General features: G+C 70.6%; 18 protein-coding genes. 12 read left to right on the plus strand and 6 right to left on the minus strand.

Going from position 1 to position 14,844, the window contains the following annotated elements; genetic code table 11:
• The first annotated feature begins 9 nt into the window (after positions 1–9).
• Both ACQ393_RS11700 and ACQ393_RS11705 read left to right on the plus strand, forming a co-directional pair.
• Positions 10–1,248, plus strand: coding sequence for an arginine deiminase (locus ACQ393_RS11700; protein ID WP_430646998.1), 1,239 nt, complete (start codon positions 10–12; stop codon positions 1,246–1,248).
• 82 nt (positions 1,249–1,330) lie between these two features.
• Positions 1,331–2,275: a 1-phosphofructokinase family hexose kinase gene (locus tag ACQ393_RS11705; RefSeq protein WP_430646999.1), complete on the plus strand. Its 945-nt coding sequence runs from the start codon at positions 1,331–1,333 to the stop codon at positions 2,273–2,275.
• Positions 2,276–2,293: 18 nt separating this feature from the next.
• Here ACQ393_RS11705 and ACQ393_RS11710 read toward each other — a convergent pair whose 3' ends face one another.
• Positions 2,294–2,776 carry an ATP-dependent zinc protease family protein gene (locus tag ACQ393_RS11710; RefSeq protein ID WP_430647000.1) on the minus strand — a complete coding sequence of 161 codons (483 nt, stop codon included), beginning with the start codon at positions 2,774–2,776 and terminating at the stop codon, positions 2,294–2,296.
• A 26-nt stretch (positions 2,777–2,802) separates the two neighbouring features.
• Between ACQ393_RS11710 and rimK the strand changes: the two genes are divergently transcribed.
• The gene (gene rimK / locus ACQ393_RS11715; RefSeq protein ID WP_430647001.1) at positions 2,803–4,011 is read left to right on the plus strand and encodes a 30S ribosomal protein S6--L-glutamate ligase; all 1,209 of its coding nucleotides are present in this window, start codon (positions 2,803–2,805) and stop codon (positions 4,009–4,011) included.
• 11 nt (positions 4,012–4,022) lie between these two features.
• On the opposite strand, the gene ACQ393_RS11720 is transcribed toward rimK, so the two are convergent.
• Together ACQ393_RS11720 and ACQ393_RS11725 are read right to left on the minus strand one after the other, a co-directional pair.
• Positions 4,023–4,385, minus strand: coding sequence for a GntR family transcriptional regulator (locus ACQ393_RS11720; RefSeq protein WP_430647002.1), 363 nt, complete (start codon positions 4,383–4,385; stop codon positions 4,023–4,025).
• Between the two features lie 55 nt (positions 4,386–4,440).
• Positions 4,441–4,878, minus strand: coding sequence for an Lrp/AsnC family transcriptional regulator (locus ACQ393_RS11725; RefSeq protein ID WP_155050935.1), 438 nt, complete (start codon positions 4,876–4,878; stop codon positions 4,441–4,443).
• A gap of 273 nt (positions 4,879–5,151) precedes the next feature.
• Here ACQ393_RS11725 and ACQ393_RS11730 point away from each other — a divergent pair, with 273 nt between their 5' ends.
• Positions 5,152–5,979 carry an LLM class F420-dependent oxidoreductase gene (locus ACQ393_RS11730; protein WP_430647003.1) on the plus strand — a complete coding sequence of 276 codons (828 nt, stop codon included), beginning with the start codon at positions 5,152–5,154 and terminating at the stop codon, positions 5,977–5,979.
• 65 nt (positions 5,980–6,044) lie between these two features.
• On the opposite strand, the gene ACQ393_RS11735 is transcribed toward ACQ393_RS11730, so the two are convergent.
• On the minus strand, positions 6,045–6,836 hold the full coding sequence (locus ACQ393_RS11735) for a hypothetical protein (protein ID WP_430647004.1): 792 nt from the start codon (positions 6,834–6,836) through the stop codon (positions 6,045–6,047).
• Positions 6,837–7,274: 438 nt separating this feature from the next.
• Here ACQ393_RS11735 and ddaH point away from each other — a divergent pair, with 438 nt between their 5' ends.
• Together ddaH and ACQ393_RS11745 are read left to right on the plus strand one after the other, a co-directional pair.
• Positions 7,275–8,138: a dimethylargininase gene (ddaH, locus tag ACQ393_RS11740; protein WP_430647005.1), complete on the plus strand. Its 864-nt coding sequence runs from the start codon at positions 7,275–7,277 to the stop codon at positions 8,136–8,138.
• Between the two features lie 55 nt (positions 8,139–8,193).
• A complete protein-coding gene (locus ACQ393_RS11745; protein WP_430647006.1) occupies positions 8,194–8,682 on the plus strand; it encodes a Rho termination factor N-terminal domain-containing protein in 489 nt (162 codons plus the stop codon).
• 65 nt (positions 8,683–8,747) lie between these two features.
• On the opposite strand, the gene ACQ393_RS11750 is transcribed toward ACQ393_RS11745, so the two are convergent.
• The gene (locus ACQ393_RS11750; protein ID WP_430647007.1) at positions 8,748–9,578 is read right to left on the minus strand and encodes an alpha/beta fold hydrolase; all 831 of its coding nucleotides are present in this window, start codon (positions 9,576–9,578) and stop codon (positions 8,748–8,750) included.
• Between the two features lie 161 nt (positions 9,579–9,739).
• Here ACQ393_RS11750 and ACQ393_RS11755 point away from each other — a divergent pair, with 161 nt between their 5' ends.
• A complete protein-coding gene (locus tag ACQ393_RS11755) occupies positions 9,740–10,570 on the plus strand; it encodes a polyprenol monophosphomannose synthase (RefSeq protein ID WP_430647009.1) in 831 nt (276 codons plus the stop codon).
• Here ACQ393_RS11755 and ACQ393_RS11760 read toward each other — a convergent pair.
• Positions 10,522–11,784, minus strand: coding sequence for an ROK family protein (locus ACQ393_RS11760; protein ID WP_430647010.1), 1,263 nt, complete (start codon positions 11,782–11,784; stop codon positions 10,522–10,524). The genes ACQ393_RS11755 and ACQ393_RS11760 overlap by 49 nt on opposite strands.
• A 388-nt stretch (positions 11,785–12,172) precedes the next feature.
• On the opposite strand from ACQ393_RS11760, the gene ACQ393_RS11765 reads away from it, so the two are divergent.
• The 5 genes from ACQ393_RS11765 to ACQ393_RS11785 all read left to right on the plus strand — a co-directional run bounded on the left by ACQ393_RS11765 (position 12,173) and on the right by ACQ393_RS11785 (position 14,641).
• Entirely contained in the window at positions 12,173–12,877 is a 705-nt protein-coding gene (locus tag ACQ393_RS11765; protein WP_430647011.1) for a hypothetical protein, read from the plus strand.
• A gap of 145 nt (positions 12,878–13,022) precedes the next feature.
• Positions 13,023–13,691, plus strand: a complete 669-nt coding sequence (locus tag ACQ393_RS11770; protein ID WP_430647012.1) for a hypothetical protein — start codon at positions 13,023–13,025, stop codon at positions 13,689–13,691.
• 96 nt (positions 13,692–13,787) lie between these two features.
• Positions 13,788–14,036: a type II toxin-antitoxin system Phd/YefM family antitoxin gene (locus ACQ393_RS11775; protein ID WP_430647013.1), complete on the plus strand. Its 249-nt coding sequence runs from the start codon at positions 13,788–13,790 to the stop codon at positions 14,034–14,036.
• Positions 14,033–14,290: a type II toxin-antitoxin system RelE family toxin gene (locus tag ACQ393_RS11780; RefSeq protein WP_430647014.1), complete on the plus strand. Its 258-nt coding sequence runs from the start codon at positions 14,033–14,035 to the stop codon at positions 14,288–14,290. The genes ACQ393_RS11775 and ACQ393_RS11780 overlap by 4 nt, the downstream gene beginning before the upstream one ends.
• Before the next feature lie 63 nt (positions 14,291–14,353).
• Positions 14,354–14,641: a DUF6966 domain-containing protein gene (locus ACQ393_RS11785; RefSeq protein WP_430647015.1), complete on the plus strand. Its 288-nt coding sequence runs from the start codon at positions 14,354–14,356 to the stop codon at positions 14,639–14,641.
• The last annotated feature ends 203 nt before the right edge of the window (positions 14,642–14,844 follow it).

Consider the following 14,844-nt stretch of genomic DNA (forward strand, 5'->3'; position numbering starts at 1 on the left):
GAGCACGCCATGTCGGATCAGTCGTACGGGGTCCACTCCGAGGTCGGTCGCCTCCGCAAGGTCCTCGTCTGCCGCCCGGGGCTCGGCCACGAACGGCTCACACCGAGCAACAGCGACGCGCTGCTGTTCGACGACGTGCTCTGGGTGCAGAACGCCAGGCGGGACCACGCCGACTTCGTGCAGCACCTGCGCGACCGCGGGGTCGAGGTCGTCGAGCTCCACGACCTGCTCGCCGAGACCCTCGCGGTGCAGGGCGCCCGCGACTGGCTGCTCGACCGGAAGATCGTCGCGAACGAGGTCGGGTCGGGCCTCGTCGCCGACACGCGTGCGTTCCTCGATTCGCTCGATCACCCGACGCTCACGGAGTACCTCATCGGCGGCCTGTCGACGCGCGACCTGCCCGCGGAGTTCCGTGCACCCGAGGTCGCCCTGGTCCGCGAGTCGGCGGGGATGACCGAGTACCTGATGCCGCCGCTGCCGAACACGATCTACACGCGCGACACCACGTGCTGGATCTACGGCGGCCTGACGCTCAACCCCCTCTTCTGGCCGGCTCGGCACGCCGAGACCATGCTCATGAAGGCGATCTACGAGTTCCACCCCGACTACACCGAGAGCACCGTGTGGTGGGGCGACCCCGAACGGGACTGGGGTCAGGCGACGCTCGAGGGCGGCGACGTGATGCCGGTCGGCAACGGCGTGGTGCTCATCGGCATGAGCGAGCGCACGTCGCGCCAGGCGATCACGGCGGTCGCCTCTCGCCTCTTCGAGGAGGGTGCCGCGGAGCGCGTCGTGGTCGCGGGCATGCCGAAGCTGCGAGCCGCGATGCACCTCGACACGGTCTTCACCTTCGCCGACCGCGACCTCGTCACCTACTATCCCGACATCGTGGACGGCATCCACACGTTCTCGCTGCGCCCCGCCGACAGCGGCGGCGTCGAGGTCACCGAGGAGCGTGCGTCGTTCATCGACGTCGTCGGCGAGTCGCTCGGACTCCCGAAGCTCCGCGCCGTCGAGCCGGGAGGCGGCTGGTACGCGGGGGAGCGCCAGCAGTGGGACAGCGGCAACAACGCGGTCGCCGTCGAACCGGGGGTCGTGTTCACCTACGACCGCAACACCTACACGAACGCGCTGCTCCGCGACGCGGGCGTCGAGGTCATCGAGATCGTCGGCGCCGAACTCGGCCGAGGGCGCGGTGGCGGGCACTGCATGACCTGCCCGATCTCACGCGACCCCGTCGACGACTGAGCGGATCGCGCGACCGCGGCGAGCGGCACGGCATCGGCCGTTCGTCCCCCGCCGACCTGCCCGCCCGCCGTAGGCTCCGACCATGGCCGTGCACGCACCCATCGTGACGTTGACCATGAACCCCGCGCTCGACGTGTCGACCACGGCCGACCGCGTCGTCGCCGAGCACAAGCTCCGGTGCGGGCCGAGCCGCTTCGACCCGGGCGGCGGCGGCGTCAACGTGAGCCGGGCCATCCGGAACCTCGGCGGCAGCTCGATCGCCGTCTACCCGCTCGGCGGCCCGACCGGGCAGGCGTACCGCGGCTTCATCGAGGAGGCCGGCCTCGTCGCCCGCGTGATCACGATCGGCGGGAACACGCGCGAGAGCTTCACGGTCGACGAGCTGTCGACGGGCGAGCAGTTCCGGTTCGTGCTGCAGGGCCCGCTGATGCACGAGCCGGAATGGCGCGCGTGCCTCTCGGTCGTGGCCGACGAGCTGCCCATCGGCGGGTTCCTCGTCGCGAGCGGCAGCCTGCCGCCCGGCGTGCCCGAGGCGTTCTACGCGATGCTCGCCCGGATCTCGGGCGACCACGACGTGCGTCTGGTGGTGGATGCCTCGGGGCCGGCGCTCGCGTCCGCGCTCGAGGCCGGGGTGTTCCTGATCAAGCCGAGCCGCGACGAGCTCGCCGAACTCGTCGGCGCGTCGGGGGAGCTCGACGAGCCGGCGATGGTCGACGCCGCCCGTTCGCTCGTCGCGGCCGGTCGCAGCGAGGTCGTCGCGCTCACGCTCGGCGGGCGCGGGGCGATCCTCGTCACGGCCGACGCGGTGCTGCGGCTGCCGACGCCGCGCGTCGAGGTCAGGAGTGCGGTGGGCGCGGGCGACTCGTTCCTCGGGGCGCTCGTGCTGCGCCTTGCGCAGGGCCGACCACTCGGCGAGGCGTTCCGCACCGCGGTCGCCGCCGGGAGCGCGACCGCGATGCTGCCGGCGACGGACCTGTGTCGCGCCGCCGACGTCGCCCGGCTGGAGGCCGACCTGGCTCGAGCGTGAGCCGCGGGCGACGGCGGGTCAGGCGCGGCCGCGGTTGCGGCGACGGATGGCGCGGGGCGCGCGCCCGCCGACGAACGAGCGGCCGGCATCCACGAGGAACCCGTTGCGCAGCGCCTCGCGCCCGATGAGCATGCGGAAGCCCATCTCGTCGCGGTTCGTGAGCGTCACCTCGGCCGTGACCGGGCGGTCGTGCAGCACGATGTCCATCAGCACCACGAGACGCTCCTGCGTGTGACCCGTCGAGCTGCGCACGACGCGTCGATCGTGCACGGGGAGTTCGACGGTCGCGGCGTCCGCGTCGGTGTCCTGCCAGGGGTGGATGCCGAACCGCACCCAGTCCGCCCCGTCGCGCTCGAACTCCTCCAGGTCGAACGCGTGCAGTGCCGACGAGCGCGCGCCGGTGTCGAGCTTGGCCTTCATCCACTCGACCTCGGCCTGGGGGAGGCGCACCCATTCGCGCCATCCGGCGATGGTGTTTGAATGGTTCGGCACATCCGTCACCCGATCATCTTCGCAGGGACTCCCGCATGAAACTCGCGATCCTGTCGCGCGCGCCCCAGGCGTACTCGACCCAGCGTCTCCGGGCTGCAGCGCAGCAGCGCGGACACCAGGTCAAGGTCCTCAACACGCTCCGCTTCGGCATCGACCTCTCCGGCGCCGAACCCGACCTGCAGTACCGCGGCCGTCCGCTGAGCGACTACGACGCGATCCTGCCGCGCATCGGCAACTCGATCACCTACTTCGGCACGGCCGTCGTGCGGCAGTTCGAGCAGATGGACGTGTACACGCCGAACACCGCGAACGGCATCACGAACGCGCGCGACAAGCTGCGCGCGAACCAGATCCTCTCGCGGCACAACATCGCGCTGCCCGCGACGACGTTCGTGCGGAACCGCGCCGACCTGCGGCCCGCGATCGAGTCGGTCGGCGGCGCGCCCGTCGTGATCAAGCTGCTCGAGGGCACGCAGGGGATCGGCGTCATCCTCGCCCCGACCGTGAAGGTCGCCGAGGCGATCATCGAGACGCTGCACTCGACGAAGCAGAACGTGCTGATCCAGAAGTTCATCGCCGAGAGCCGCGGCCGCGACATCCGCGCCCTCGTCGTCGGCGACCGGGTGGTCGCCGCCATGCGGCGCGTCGCGAGCGGTGACGAGTTCCGCTCGAACGTGCACCGCGGCGGCAGCGTCGAGCCCGTCGAGCTGACGCCCGAGTACGAGCAGGCTGCGGTGCGGTCGGCGCAGATCATGGGCCTCAAGGTCGCCGGCGTCGACATGCTCGAGGGCAACGATGGCCCGCTGGTGATGGAGGTCAACTCCTCGCCCGGCCTGCAGGGGATCGAGACGGCGACGAAGCTGGATGTCGCGGGCGCGATCATCGACTACATCGGCAACCAGGTCGCGTTCCCCGAGATCGACGTGCGGCAGCGGCTCACGGTCTCGACGGGCTACGGTGTCGCCGAGCTCCTCGTGCACGGCGCGGCCGACCTCGTCGGCAAGTCGCTCGGCGAGTCGGGGCTGTGGGAGCGCGACATCACGGTGCTCACGCTGCACCGCGGCGCGACCGTGATGCCGAACCCGCGCAAGGGGGTCGTGCTCGAGGCCGAGGACCGCCTGCTCTGCTTCGGCAAGCTCGAGGAGATGCGCTCGATGATCCCCGAGCGCCGCCGCCGCCGGCAGAAGGTGCGCCGGCTGCCGAAGGAACCGATCCCCGCCCCGCAGGAGGCCGCGGCGAGCTGACGCGCCGCGAGTCAGCGCCGGGCGCGCAGCGCGCGTGCGACCGCGGCTTCGGCGGCATCCGTCGTGGCGCCCAGGCGCTCGACGGTGTCGGCGAAGTCGGATGCCGCGGCCTGCAGCGCCCGCTCGACGGGATCGCCGGCGGCGCTGACGAACGTGCCGGCGCGACCGCGGCCCTCGATGACGCCGTCGGCTTCGAGCTCCTTGTAGGCGCGGGCGACCGTGTTCGCGGCGAGTCCGAGTTCCTCGGCGAGGCCGCGGACCGTCGGCAGCTTCGAGCCCGCGGCGAGCCGGCCGTCGCGGACGGCGTCGACCACCTGCATCCGGAGCTGCTCGTACGGGGGAGTGTGCGCGTCGTCATCGACGGTGAATCGCATGAGGGCTCCGGGTTCGGTTCGAGCGGTCGGTGCGGGTCGTTCCGGGTCGCTCGCGTCAGTCGCGGTTGCGGTTGACGAGGCGCGAGAGCACGATCGCGCTCCTCGTGTGGTCGACGTTCGGGGCGATGCGCACGCGCTCGAGCGCCTCCTCGAGCGAGGTGATGTCGCGCGCGCGCATGTGCACGATCGCGTCGGCGCTGCCGGTGACGGTGCCCGCGTAGACCACCTCGGGCACGCCCTGCAGGATCCGCTGGAGCTCGTCGGGCGCGACCGTGCCGCGGCAGAACAGCTCGACGTACGCCTCGGTGCTCATGCCGTCGACCGCGGGGTCGACCTGGATCGTGAACGCCTTGATGACCCCGTCGGCGACGAGCTTGTCGACGCGGCGCTTGACGGCGGAGGCGGACAGCCCGACGGACGACCCGATGTCGCCGTACCCGGCCCGCGAGTTCTGTCGGAGCAGGTCGAGGATGGCCCGGTCGAGGTTGTCCATGCGCCCGAGTGTAGGGCGGTCCGTTGCGCCGCGATACGGGTCGGCGCGGGAATCGTGCGCGCCGTTGCGGTTTCGTGATCGCGGGCGAGCGGATGCCGCGGAGCCGGCGGCTGCGGCCAACCGGTCGTCGTCACGATCGGCGGGTGCGAGGCGCGCACGACCCGCCGATCGTGACGACGGCCGACGGAGGGGCGCGCGACGCGCGGACGAGACATCCGTTCGCCCTCGGCGCACCCGGCGGAAACCGCTCGCCGACCGGCGTAGCGTGTGGCCATGACCCCGAACACCGCTCCCGCGCGCCTCGGCGTGCAGCTGCAGCCGCAGCACGCGACCTACCCGCTGATCCGCGACGCCGTGCTCCGCATGGAGGACCTCGGCGTCGACGTCGTCTTCAACTGGGACGACTTCTTCCCGCTCTCCGAAGACCCCGACGGCCTCCACTTCGAGGCGTGGACCATGCTCGGGGCCTGGGCCGAGCAGACCGAGCGCGTCGAGTTCGGCTCGCTCGTGAACTGCAACTCGTACCGCAACGCCGACCTGCAGGCCGACATGGCCCGCACGCTCGACCACATCAGCGCGAAGGGCGGCGAGACCGGCCGGTTCATCTTCGGCACGGGCTCGGGCTGGTTCGAGCGCGACTACGACGAGTACGGCTACGAGTTCGGCACCGTCGGCTCGCGCCTCGACGACCTCGCCGAGGCGCTGCCGCGCGTGAAGGCCCGATGGGCGAAGCTGAACCCGGCGCCGACGCGCGACATCCCCATCATGATCGGCGGCAAGGGCGAGCGGAAGACGCTGCGGCTCGTGGCCGAGCACGCGGACATCTGGCATTCGTTCGTGCGTCCCGACGAGCTCGGCCGCAAGCTCGACGTGCTGAAGGGCTGGGGCGAGAAGGTCGGGCGGGATGTCTCGGGCATCACGATCTCGAACGAGCTGCCTCGCCGCAGCCTCGACGACGACTACGCCGATGCGCTCCACGACGCGGGGGTGCGCCTCTTCACGCTCGGCATCTCGGGCCCGGACTACGACGACGCGGCGGTGAAGCACTGGCTCGCGTGGCGCGATCGGCGGAACGAGGATGCTCGGGTCGCCGCGGCCTGAGCCGGAGTCGCCCGGCCGGCGTCGCGGCCGTCGAACCGGACGCCATGTCCTCCGGCGCGACGCCGTCAGCCGTTGGGCAGGTACGACAGCGTGACCTCGCCGGATTCCGCCCACTCGATGTGGTAGAAGCCGGAGTCGAAGCCGCCCTCCGCGAACAGGCCGTCCGGCGGGAAGGTTCCGTCCTGGGTGCACGTCGACATGCCGCCGACGTCGCGGATGTCGAGTTGCAGGCACACTGCCGGCGAGTCCAGGGCTCGCGCGACGTGGATGGACGCGCCGTCCGCGAAGAGCCCCACGCGACGGTACGTGTCCGCGTCGAATCCGGGGTCGACGTAGCCCGGCAGGTCGTCCGCCGCCTGCTCGCGATCGAAGACGGCCATCGCCCGGGCCTGGTCGAGCGGGACCGCAACCGCGGTCGGCTCGAGCTCGAACGTCAGGGCGGAGTCGGGGACCACCGGCACGGACCCGGCCACCAGGTCGTTCGTCGCCTGCGCACCGGACAACCATCCCGCGCCGAACCCGATCGCCAGCGCGACCGCGCCGGCCACGAGGCTCCATCGGAGCGTGGCGGTGGAGGTACCGGGTCGATCCTCATCCTGCGCCGCGGCGTCGACGATCCCGAGCGCATCGAACGGGTCGGCGTGGGCGTCGGCCGCGCCGACGGCATCGCCCGCGGACGCTGGTCGGGGCGCCGAGGCATCGGGATGACCGGGCAGCCGCCGCTCGCCGCCCTCCGGTCGCATGACCTCGCGCCGCAACTCTTCCAGTTCATCGGCCGCTCGAGCGCGCTCGGTGTCGTCGGTCCCCGCCCCGTAGGCGAGGCGCTGCAGTTCGGCGATGCGATCACCGTGGGGCATCCGGGTCTCCTCGCTCGACCGGCGTAGGGGCGGCCGGGCTGGGCTCAGGATGGCGCACCCCACCGCTCGAGGCAAGCATCGGGTGCCGGGCGCGCAGAAAGCGAGGGGCTCGGCGTCCGGGACGAGCGCTCGCGGACCCGGCGCAGGCGTGACGGATTCGTGCGCCCGCGCAGCCCGCCACGACGCGCGATGCGCGCGCACGCGGCATCCGGAGCCCATGATTCGTTGCGCATCGCGCCCGAACGCGCAGGAATCGTGTGCGAGAAGCCGAGAAGTCGCGGGCCGCGGGCCGCACACTGGAGGTGGCGTCCCGACGGCGGTGCCATCCGAACACCGCCGCCGGGGCTCGAGAGAGCGACCTGGTCCGCCGACACCCCACCGGCCGAGCCGGCGGCGCGCCGCCGTGCCCGGCCGACGAAACCCCACCTGAGGAGTGAGATGTCGACCGTGATCGAGACCGAGACGACCCCGACCCCCGCCGCGCCGGAGCGCAGCGCGTCGAAGAAGACCGTGCTGATGTGCCGCCCCGCGCACTTCACCGTCGTGTACCAGATCAACCCGTGGATGGACCCGGCGAAGCCGACCGACACCGCGCTCGCCGTCGCGCAGTGGCAGACGCTGCACGACACCTACGTGGGCCTCGGGTTCGACGTGCACCTGATCGACCCCGTCGAGGGCCTGCCCGACATGGTGTACGCGGCCAACGGCGGAACCGTCATCGACGGCATCGCGTACGGCGCGAAGTTCACGCACGAGCAGCGCGCCGCCGAGGGCCCGGCCTACATGGAGTGGTTCCGCAGCGCGGGCTTCGACGTGCGCGAGCCGGTCGAGACGAACGAGGGCGAGGGCGACTTCCTGCTCGTCGGCGACGTGATCCTCGCCGGCACCGGCTTCCGCAGCGACGGGGCGAGCCACGAGGAACTCGCGCGCATCACGGGCCGCGAGGTGGTCACGCTCACGCTCGTGAACCCGAGCTTCTACCACCTCGACACCGCGATCGCCGTGCTCGACTCGCGCCCCGGCCAAGAGCACATCGCCTACCTGCCCAGCGCGTTCGACGGACCCTCCCTCGAGATCCTGCGCGAGCGCTACCCCGACGCGATCCTCGTCTCCGAGGAGGATGCCGCGGTGCTCGGGCTCAATTCCTACAGCGACGGCCGCAACGTCGTCATCGCCGCGCGGGCGAGGGGCTTCGAGCAGCAGCTCCGCGAGGCCGGGTACCACCCGATCGGCGTCGATCTCTCCGAGCTGCTGCTCGGCGGCGGCGGCGTGAAGTGCTGCACGCTCGAACTGCGCCGCTGATCCGGCTACGATTCCGGGAACCCCACCCGCACGACCCGACCCAGAGGGATCGACGATGGCACCCGCGAACACCGAGAAGAACCCTGCCCTGAAGGCTTTGGCGGCGGCGAAGCAGCTCGCCGCGCGAGCCGGCGCAGCCACACGCGCGCAGTTGCGCCGGCTCAACCGAGCGACGACCACGGATGCCGCGGCGCCCGCGACTGCTGGCGCACCCGGCTCGCCCGCGCCCGCGGGCGAGCCGGGGTCCGCGACCGCCGCGCCCGCCGCCGCCGCGCCCGCCGCCGCGCCCGCGCCCGCCGGCCAGCCCGCACCCGCCGAGCCCGCGCCGGCGAGCACTCCGGCCGCCAAGCCCGCGCCCACGAAGAAGCTGGCCTCCGCGCCGAACGCGAAGCCGGCGACGAAGCCGGGCGCCAAGCCCGCCGCCGCGGCGAGCGACCTCGCCACCCGCACGGTCCCGGAGCTCCGCGCGCTCGCGAAGGAACTCGGTATCACGGGCTACTCGCGCATGACCAAGCCGCAGCTGCTCGAGGCGCTCGCGCGCTGACGTCCGCCGCCGTCGGGGTGCGGGCCGGCTCGACCGGCCCGCACGTCCGGTGCGTGACCCAGTGCCTAGGACGCGACGAACGTCAGCAGCGCTGCGTTGATCTCATCGGCGTGCGTCCAGAGCATGCCGTGCGGCGCGCCCTCGATCTCGACGTACTGCGCCGACGGCAGCAGCTCGCGGAAGCGCCGGGCGGTCGCGTCGATCGGCAGGATCCGGTCGGCCGTGCCGTGCATGATGAGCGTCGGCACGTCGACCTTCGCGATGTCGCCCCTGAAGTCGGTGAGCCACGTGTCGACGCACGCCGACGCCGCGTACCACCCGGCACCGGCCGCGGTCCGCCAGCTGTCGCGCACGGCGGCCTCCGAGATCCGCGAGCCGAGGTTCTCGTCCAGGTTGTAGAAGTTCTCGAAGAACCCGTCGAACCAGGCGAACCGGTCGCCCTCGGCCTGTGCCTTCAACCCGTCGAAGTCGGGCGCCGCGCCATCCGGATTGTCATCGGTCTGGCGGAGGTACGGCTCGAGCGAACCGAGGAACGCGGCCCGCGCCACACGCTCGCTGCCGTAGGTTCCGAGGTAGCGGCCGACCTCGCCGGTGCCCATCGAGAACCCCACGAGCGTGACTTCGGTCAGGTCGAGCGCATCGAGCACGGCCTTGAGGTCGGCGGCGAACGTGTCGTAGTCGTAGCCGGTCGTCGGCTTCGACGAGCGCCCGAAGCCGCGGCGGTCGTACGTGACGACCCGGCGCCCTGCGCCGAGCAGCGCCCGCGCCTGCTTCTCCCACGAGGCCCCGTCGAGCGGGTAGCCGTGGATGAGGACGACGGGCCTGCCCTCGCCGTGGTCTTCGTAGTAGAGCTCGATGGGTGCGGAATTCTCGGATCCGACGGTGATGTACGGCATGTTCGGTCCCCCTGCTGTCGTGTGCCTCGGCAAGTCCAGCACTCCGCTCCGGGCTGGGCAAGGGCTTCCAGACGGATGCCGCGGCCGCGGCTGGCTCGCAACGATCGGGTGTAGGGTGCCCGGCCCCCGGCGGCGTCGACGGCCCGGTACGATTCCCTCACATGTCGTCGCGTGCGGAGGAGGAGCGGGTGAGCGGACCGCTCGTGGTGATCCCCACGTACGACGAGCGTGAGAACCTGCCGGGCATCGTCGCTCGGGTGCGCACTGCCGTGCCGGCGGCATCCGTGCTCGTGGTCGACGACGGCTCGCCCGACGGCACGGGTGAGCTCGCCGAGGCGATCGCCGAGACGGATGCCGCGGTGCACGTGCTGCACCGACGTGGCAAGGAGGGGCTCGGGGCGGCGTACCTCGCGGCGTTCGACTGGGGGCTGGGTCGTGGCTTCGACCCGATCGTCCAGCTCGACGCCGACGGCTCGCACCCGCCCGAGCAGCTGCCCGCGCTCCTCGACATGCTCGAGACGACGGATGCCGCGGGGCGGAAGCCCGACGTCGTCATCGGGTCGCGCTGGGTGTCCGGCGGGTCGATCGTGAACTGGCCCCGCCGGAGGGTGTGGCTCTCGAAGTTCGGAAGCACCTACTCGCGGTGGATGCTCGGCCTGCACGTGAAGGACGTCACGGCCGGGTACCGGGTGTACCGTGCCGGCGCGCTTCGCTCGCTGCACCTCGAGGACGTCCACACGCGCGGGTACGGCTTCCAGGTCGACATGACGTGGCGTGCGGTCGTCGCCGGCCTGCGCATCGTCGAGGCGCCGATCACGTTCGTCGAGCGCGAGCACGGCCGGTCGAAGATGAGTGCGGCCATCGTGCTCGAGGCGATCGGTCGCGTGACGGCGTGGGGCATCGCGCGTCGGTTTCGTCCGAAGGGCGCGTCGGAAACCCCGCGTCAGGCGACGGCGGAGACCAACGACGACCGGAGGCCGTCGCGCGCCTGACGCCGTGCGCCGGCGAGCCCGAGTTCGTCACCGGCTCGCCCGGCGACCAGGCGCGGCACGGTGTCGAGGGCTCCGCCGCCGAGCGTCGGCCGGTTGTCACGGAACGACGCATCGATGTCGCCCGCGAGCGGACCCCACCATCCGCCGACGACCACGACGTCGGGATCGATCGTCGGCACGACGACCTGGAGTGTGCGACCGATCCAGAGTGCGGCGTCGAGCCACGCCCACTTGGCGCGGTCCTCTGAATCGGCGATCCGCCGGGTCAGTTCCGTGATGGCGGCTCGGCGGCCGTAGGTGAGTTCGTAGTCCTCGAGTTCGGCCTTGGCGAGCACGACGCCCGGTGCGGCGACGGTGGCGAGGCATCCGCGTTGGCCGCATTCGCACTTCACGCCGTTCGGCACGATCGGTAGGTGACCGAAGGTCGCCGCGAGCCCGTGTGCGCCCGCGTAGGGCGCTCCCCGCACGATGATCGCGCCCGAGACCTGGGCGTCGCCCGAGATGTGGAGCACGATGTCGTCCCGATGGTCTACGCCGTCGGATGCCGCCCGGGCCGATGCCGCCGTGCGAAGCGCCGGCGGAGTCGCGAGGTCGGCCTCGATGGTGCCGAGTCGTGCCGACCTCGCACGAAGCGCGCCGACCACGTCGAGCGGCTCGGGCCCGAGTGTCGCATCGCCGAGTGCCAGCGCAGGCTCGCCCACCACTGCGCCCTGCACGACCAGCGTGAGATGGGCGATGCGCCGACCGTCGCGTTCCGCCTGTGCGATGGCCCGGTCGACCACGGCGGCGAGCGCGTCGAGTAGCGCCGTCCTCGGCGGACGCGGGTCGTCGTGGGTGATCGCGACGGGTTCGTCGTACCGAGCGATCTCGGTGCCGTCCAGCTCGGCGATGGTGGCGACGGCGTCGTCGACGGCGACCCCGGCCGTCAGGAGCAGCCGGTCGGCGATCGCCAGCCCGAGCCTCCCGTGCCGGCCGTGGTGCTCGGCCCCCTCGTTTTCGGGCTCGACGAGCACGCCGGCGTCGACCATCCGCGCGACCAGGCCGGCGACCGACGTGCGGCCGAGGCCGGTCGCGCCGGCGAGCTCCGTACGCGTGGCGGTGCCGTGCGTCAGGAGATGGCCGACGATGCGGTTGGCGTGCTCGGCGCGCGCTGCGTGGTTCGCAGCAGTGCTTTCCGACGAGACGTGGATTTCGCTGGCGCCGGGCTGCGTCATGGCGCCAGCATGGCGGGTTCGACCGCACCGGCGCAAGATTCCGTGTCGGGGTTGCGCCAGCGCGTCGCGATGCGCCCGCCGCGCGGGCGATGCCGTGCGGATAGGGCCCCCTCAGCGGGCATCCCCTGCGGGCGGGTCTACTGAGAATCGTGGGTTCGGGCACTCTTCGGTGTGTGTGTCAGTTTCCGGAGACGAGTGCACGGCTGCCCGAAGTCGTCTGCACTCGCCGCGCCATGCGATCGTCGGTGCGTCGCAGGTGGACCGGTTTCGGGCGGTCCGCCAATCCGGTGGAATGGGCTATGAGGGTCAACCGCGCGGCGTGAGCAGCGATCGCGATCGCCGCGGCGCCCACCACAGCGTGTGGGGGTTGATGCCGGATGGGAGACACATGCTGACGCTCGACATACTCCGTTCGCTGCTCGCTGAGGCCGGACGTGAACCGAAACTGCCCGCCGAGTACGAAGTATCATCTGACCGGATCTTTGCTGCGAGTGGCTTGCGTTCCCTGGGCGTGTCCCTCTTCATGCTGACGCTGTTCCTGATGCTCTTCCTGGCGGCCGTCCTGTGGGCCTTTGGGCCGATGGGCAGCACGAGCGTGGTCGCGGGAGTGCCGATGCCCCTCGTGATGATGGTGATCTGCTTCGGCGCGTACATGGTGTTCGTATGGGTGCTTCCGCTGTTCCACGCGCGAATGCAAGTGGTCGCCGACACCGTCGGCGCTCGGCTGTTCGTAGTTGGTCCAACCCCGCTGTCGCGACGATTTCTGATCATCACCGAGGCGAGCGTCCTGATGCTCACCTCGAAAGGACGCCTGACTGCGTCGTGGCCGAGCGATCAGGTCACCGTCACGTCGGTCCGGCGATTTGCCAACTCGGTCGGCCTGCTTCTCGCCGTTGCTGACGACCGCTTCTTCGAGATCCCGATCGCGCATGCCGTTGGGGGCCGGCCGCACCGATCTGGTCGAATGGTGGCGCGATCGGGGTCGGGTCGCTTCAGAAACTTGTTGCCGAAACGCTCGATTCGAGTGGTTATGTCCGTGTCGACATCGAGGGGGTCGGGCCTCGCGTGGCTCCCAAGTAGGTCGGCGGTCTAGCAGGGCGATCGCCACCTCAAGTCCGCGATGAGGGATCGTCCGTGCCCCGCGCGCGAATCGGCTCTGAGCGCCTTCCGCACCCGCTAGCGTGGTCCCTCGTGCATGGGTTGGGCGGTGGAGAGCAATGCGGCGTCGGAGCGACCCCATGACGGTTGCGCGGCTTGACGATCTGCTCGATGATGCGGCCGTCGAGTTGCGGCTTCCCGGAGAGTACGAAGTATCCAGCGATCCGCTCTTCGCCGCTGCTCGCTTCCGCTCCACAACAGTCTCGCTCGTCCTCGCGGGGTTGTTCCTCGTGCTGGCATCGGCCCTGTTCATCGTCACGTTCGGTCCGCCGGACGGGCCCGTCTGGATCGCTGGGATCCCACTTCCGTTCCTCCTGCTCGGCGCGACCGGCGGAGCGTTCATGCTCGGGCTCTGGCTGCTACCCGTCGTTCGACCGTCGCTGCGACGACTCTCCAGGACCATCGACCGCCCGATCTTCGTCGTCGGATCGACGCCCTTCTCAAGACGCCTCCTGCTGATAACCCGCGGCGGCATTCTGCTTCTCGATGGCCGTGGCGGACGCCTCGGCTCATGGCCGCACGATCAAGTCCAAGTGACGGCCTTGGGACAATTCGCGAACGCCGTAGCCCTCCTGATCGCGACCGAGGACCGGTTCTTCGAACTTCCGATCTCGCATGCTGTCGGCGGGCCGGCGGCGCCAATGTGGTCCAACGGGGGTGCAATCGGCCTCAAGGACCTAAGGAAGCTCATATCCAGACAGCTCGCCGAAGCAGCGTATACCCGTGTCGACGACAGCCTGATCCGCTGAGCGAAGCGCGCGAGGTCTCGTTGAAGGATCGTCGGTGAGCAGGTGGCCGCCTGCTTTATTATGTACACAAATTCGCTACCGATGTACAATTGCAGCATGTTCAGTGTCAGCGTCGCAGGCGCCCGCAGCCATCTGTCTGACGTGATCGCCCGTTCCCAGCAAGAGGCCGTCTTCATCGAACGTCGCGGCCAGTGCACCGCGGTGATCGTGAGCCCCGAGCGATACGAGCGCATGCTCGAGGCACTCGAAGAGGCCGAGGACGCCGCCGCCTTCGATGAGGCGATGGCCGAAGAGGGCGAGAACATTCCTTGGGACCAGGTCAAGAAGGACCTGGGCTGGGAGTGAGCTACCGGATCGAACTCCGACCGGCCGCCATCCGAGCGCTCAAACGCATCGACCATCAGGATCGCGATCGCATCCGCGGCGCGATCGCGCTGCTCGGCCAAGACCCGCGCCCGCCCGGCGCGAAGGCGCTGCAAGGCCGAGACGGCCTCAGAGTACGCGTCGGACACTACCGAATCATCTACACCGTCCAGGACGACGTCCTCCTAGTGGTCGTCGTCACGCTGGGACATCGCCGCGACGTTTACGACCGCTGAGCCGCCGCACTGTCGCACGGAGGGATCGGCAGTGACGCTTCCCTTCTCCAGCAGACTGTCTGCATGCCGCATGCACAGCTCCGCGCCGCCCTCCTCGAGATGAGCACCCTGCTCGAGGGTCACGGCGAGAGCAACTGGTCCGAGTGGGCCCGCCGAACCGCCGACCTCGCCGCCGATGACGGGTTCGATCCTTCGATCGTGCGGCGCGCGTTCGGCGGAATGGGCAGTCTCAATGACTTGATCATTCATCCCGTCAACGGTCACATCATCGACCTCGCTGAGGTCGACAGCGTCAACGAGAAACTGGCATCGCTACGCTCCGACATCTACGCGGCGAGCCTCCCTCAGTGAGGGATGGCACATCGTGCGCCGGACACGCCAACGGTCCCATAATCAGAACATCGAGCGGGAGAGAGCGATTGGCGTCGAGAATGCGAGCACTGGGAGTCAGTCTCCTCGGCATACTTCTGCTGACCGTGTCGACGTCGGGTGAATACTGACCCCGAGGCGACGTTTGAATCTTGACCCCTCCGACACTCTTGGAGGGTGATTTC

Origin of the sequence: Agromyces sp. GXS1127 (assembly GCF_050565425.1) — a bacterium.
GTDB lineage: Bacteria > Actinomycetota > Actinomycetes > Actinomycetales > Microbacteriaceae > Agromyces.

What these genes read in the sequence shown, in the direction of transcription:
- ACQ393_RS11775 (WP_430647013.1), top strand. Translation starts at nt 13,788, where the DNA reads ATGTTCAGTGTCAGCGTCGCAGGCGCCCGCAGCCATCTGTCTGACGTG.
- ACQ393_RS11755 (WP_430647009.1), top strand. Translation starts at nt 9,740, where the DNA reads ATGTCGTCGCGTGCGGAGGAGGAGCGGGTGAGCGGACCGCTCGTGGTG.
- ACQ393_RS11720 (WP_430647002.1), bottom strand. Translation starts at nt 4,385, where the DNA reads ATGCGATTCACCGTCGATGACGACGCGCACACTCCCCCGTACGAGCAG.
- ACQ393_RS11760 (WP_430647010.1), bottom strand. Translation starts at nt 11,784, where the DNA reads ATGACGCAGCCCGGCGCCAGCGAAATCCACGTCTCGTCGGAAAGCACT.
- ACQ393_RS11725 (WP_155050935.1), bottom strand. Translation starts at nt 4,878, where the DNA reads ATGGACAACCTCGACCGGGCCATCCTCGACCTGCTCCGACAGAACTCG.
- rimK (WP_430647001.1), top strand. Translation starts at nt 2,803, where the DNA reads ATGAAACTCGCGATCCTGTCGCGCGCGCCCCAGGCGTACTCGACCCAG.
- ACQ393_RS11700 (WP_430646998.1), top strand. Translation starts at nt 10, where the DNA reads ATGTCGGATCAGTCGTACGGGGTCCACTCCGAGGTCGGTCGCCTCCGC.
- ACQ393_RS11705 (WP_430646999.1), top strand. Translation starts at nt 1,331, where the DNA reads ATGGCCGTGCACGCACCCATCGTGACGTTGACCATGAACCCCGCGCTC.
- ACQ393_RS11745 (WP_430647006.1), top strand. Translation starts at nt 8,194, where the DNA reads ATGGCACCCGCGAACACCGAGAAGAACCCTGCCCTGAAGGCTTTGGCG.
- ACQ393_RS11765 (WP_430647011.1), top strand. Translation starts at nt 12,173, where the DNA reads ATGCTGACGCTCGACATACTCCGTTCGCTGCTCGCTGAGGCCGGACGT.
- ACQ393_RS11735 (WP_430647004.1), bottom strand. Translation starts at nt 6,836, where the DNA reads ATGCCCCACGGTGATCGCATCGCCGAACTGCAGCGCCTCGCCTACGGG.
- ACQ393_RS11750 (WP_430647007.1), bottom strand. Translation starts at nt 9,578, where the DNA reads ATGCCGTACATCACCGTCGGATCCGAGAATTCCGCACCCATCGAGCTC.
- ACQ393_RS11770 (WP_430647012.1), top strand. Translation starts at nt 13,023, where the DNA reads ATGACGGTTGCGCGGCTTGACGATCTGCTCGATGATGCGGCCGTCGAG.
- ACQ393_RS11730 (WP_430647003.1), top strand. Translation starts at nt 5,152, where the DNA reads ATGACCCCGAACACCGCTCCCGCGCGCCTCGGCGTGCAGCTGCAGCCG.
- ACQ393_RS11785 (WP_430647015.1), top strand. Translation starts at nt 14,354, where the DNA reads ATGCCGCATGCACAGCTCCGCGCCGCCCTCCTCGAGATGAGCACCCTG.
- ddaH (WP_430647005.1), top strand. Translation starts at nt 7,275, where the DNA reads ATGTCGACCGTGATCGAGACCGAGACGACCCCGACCCCCGCCGCGCCG.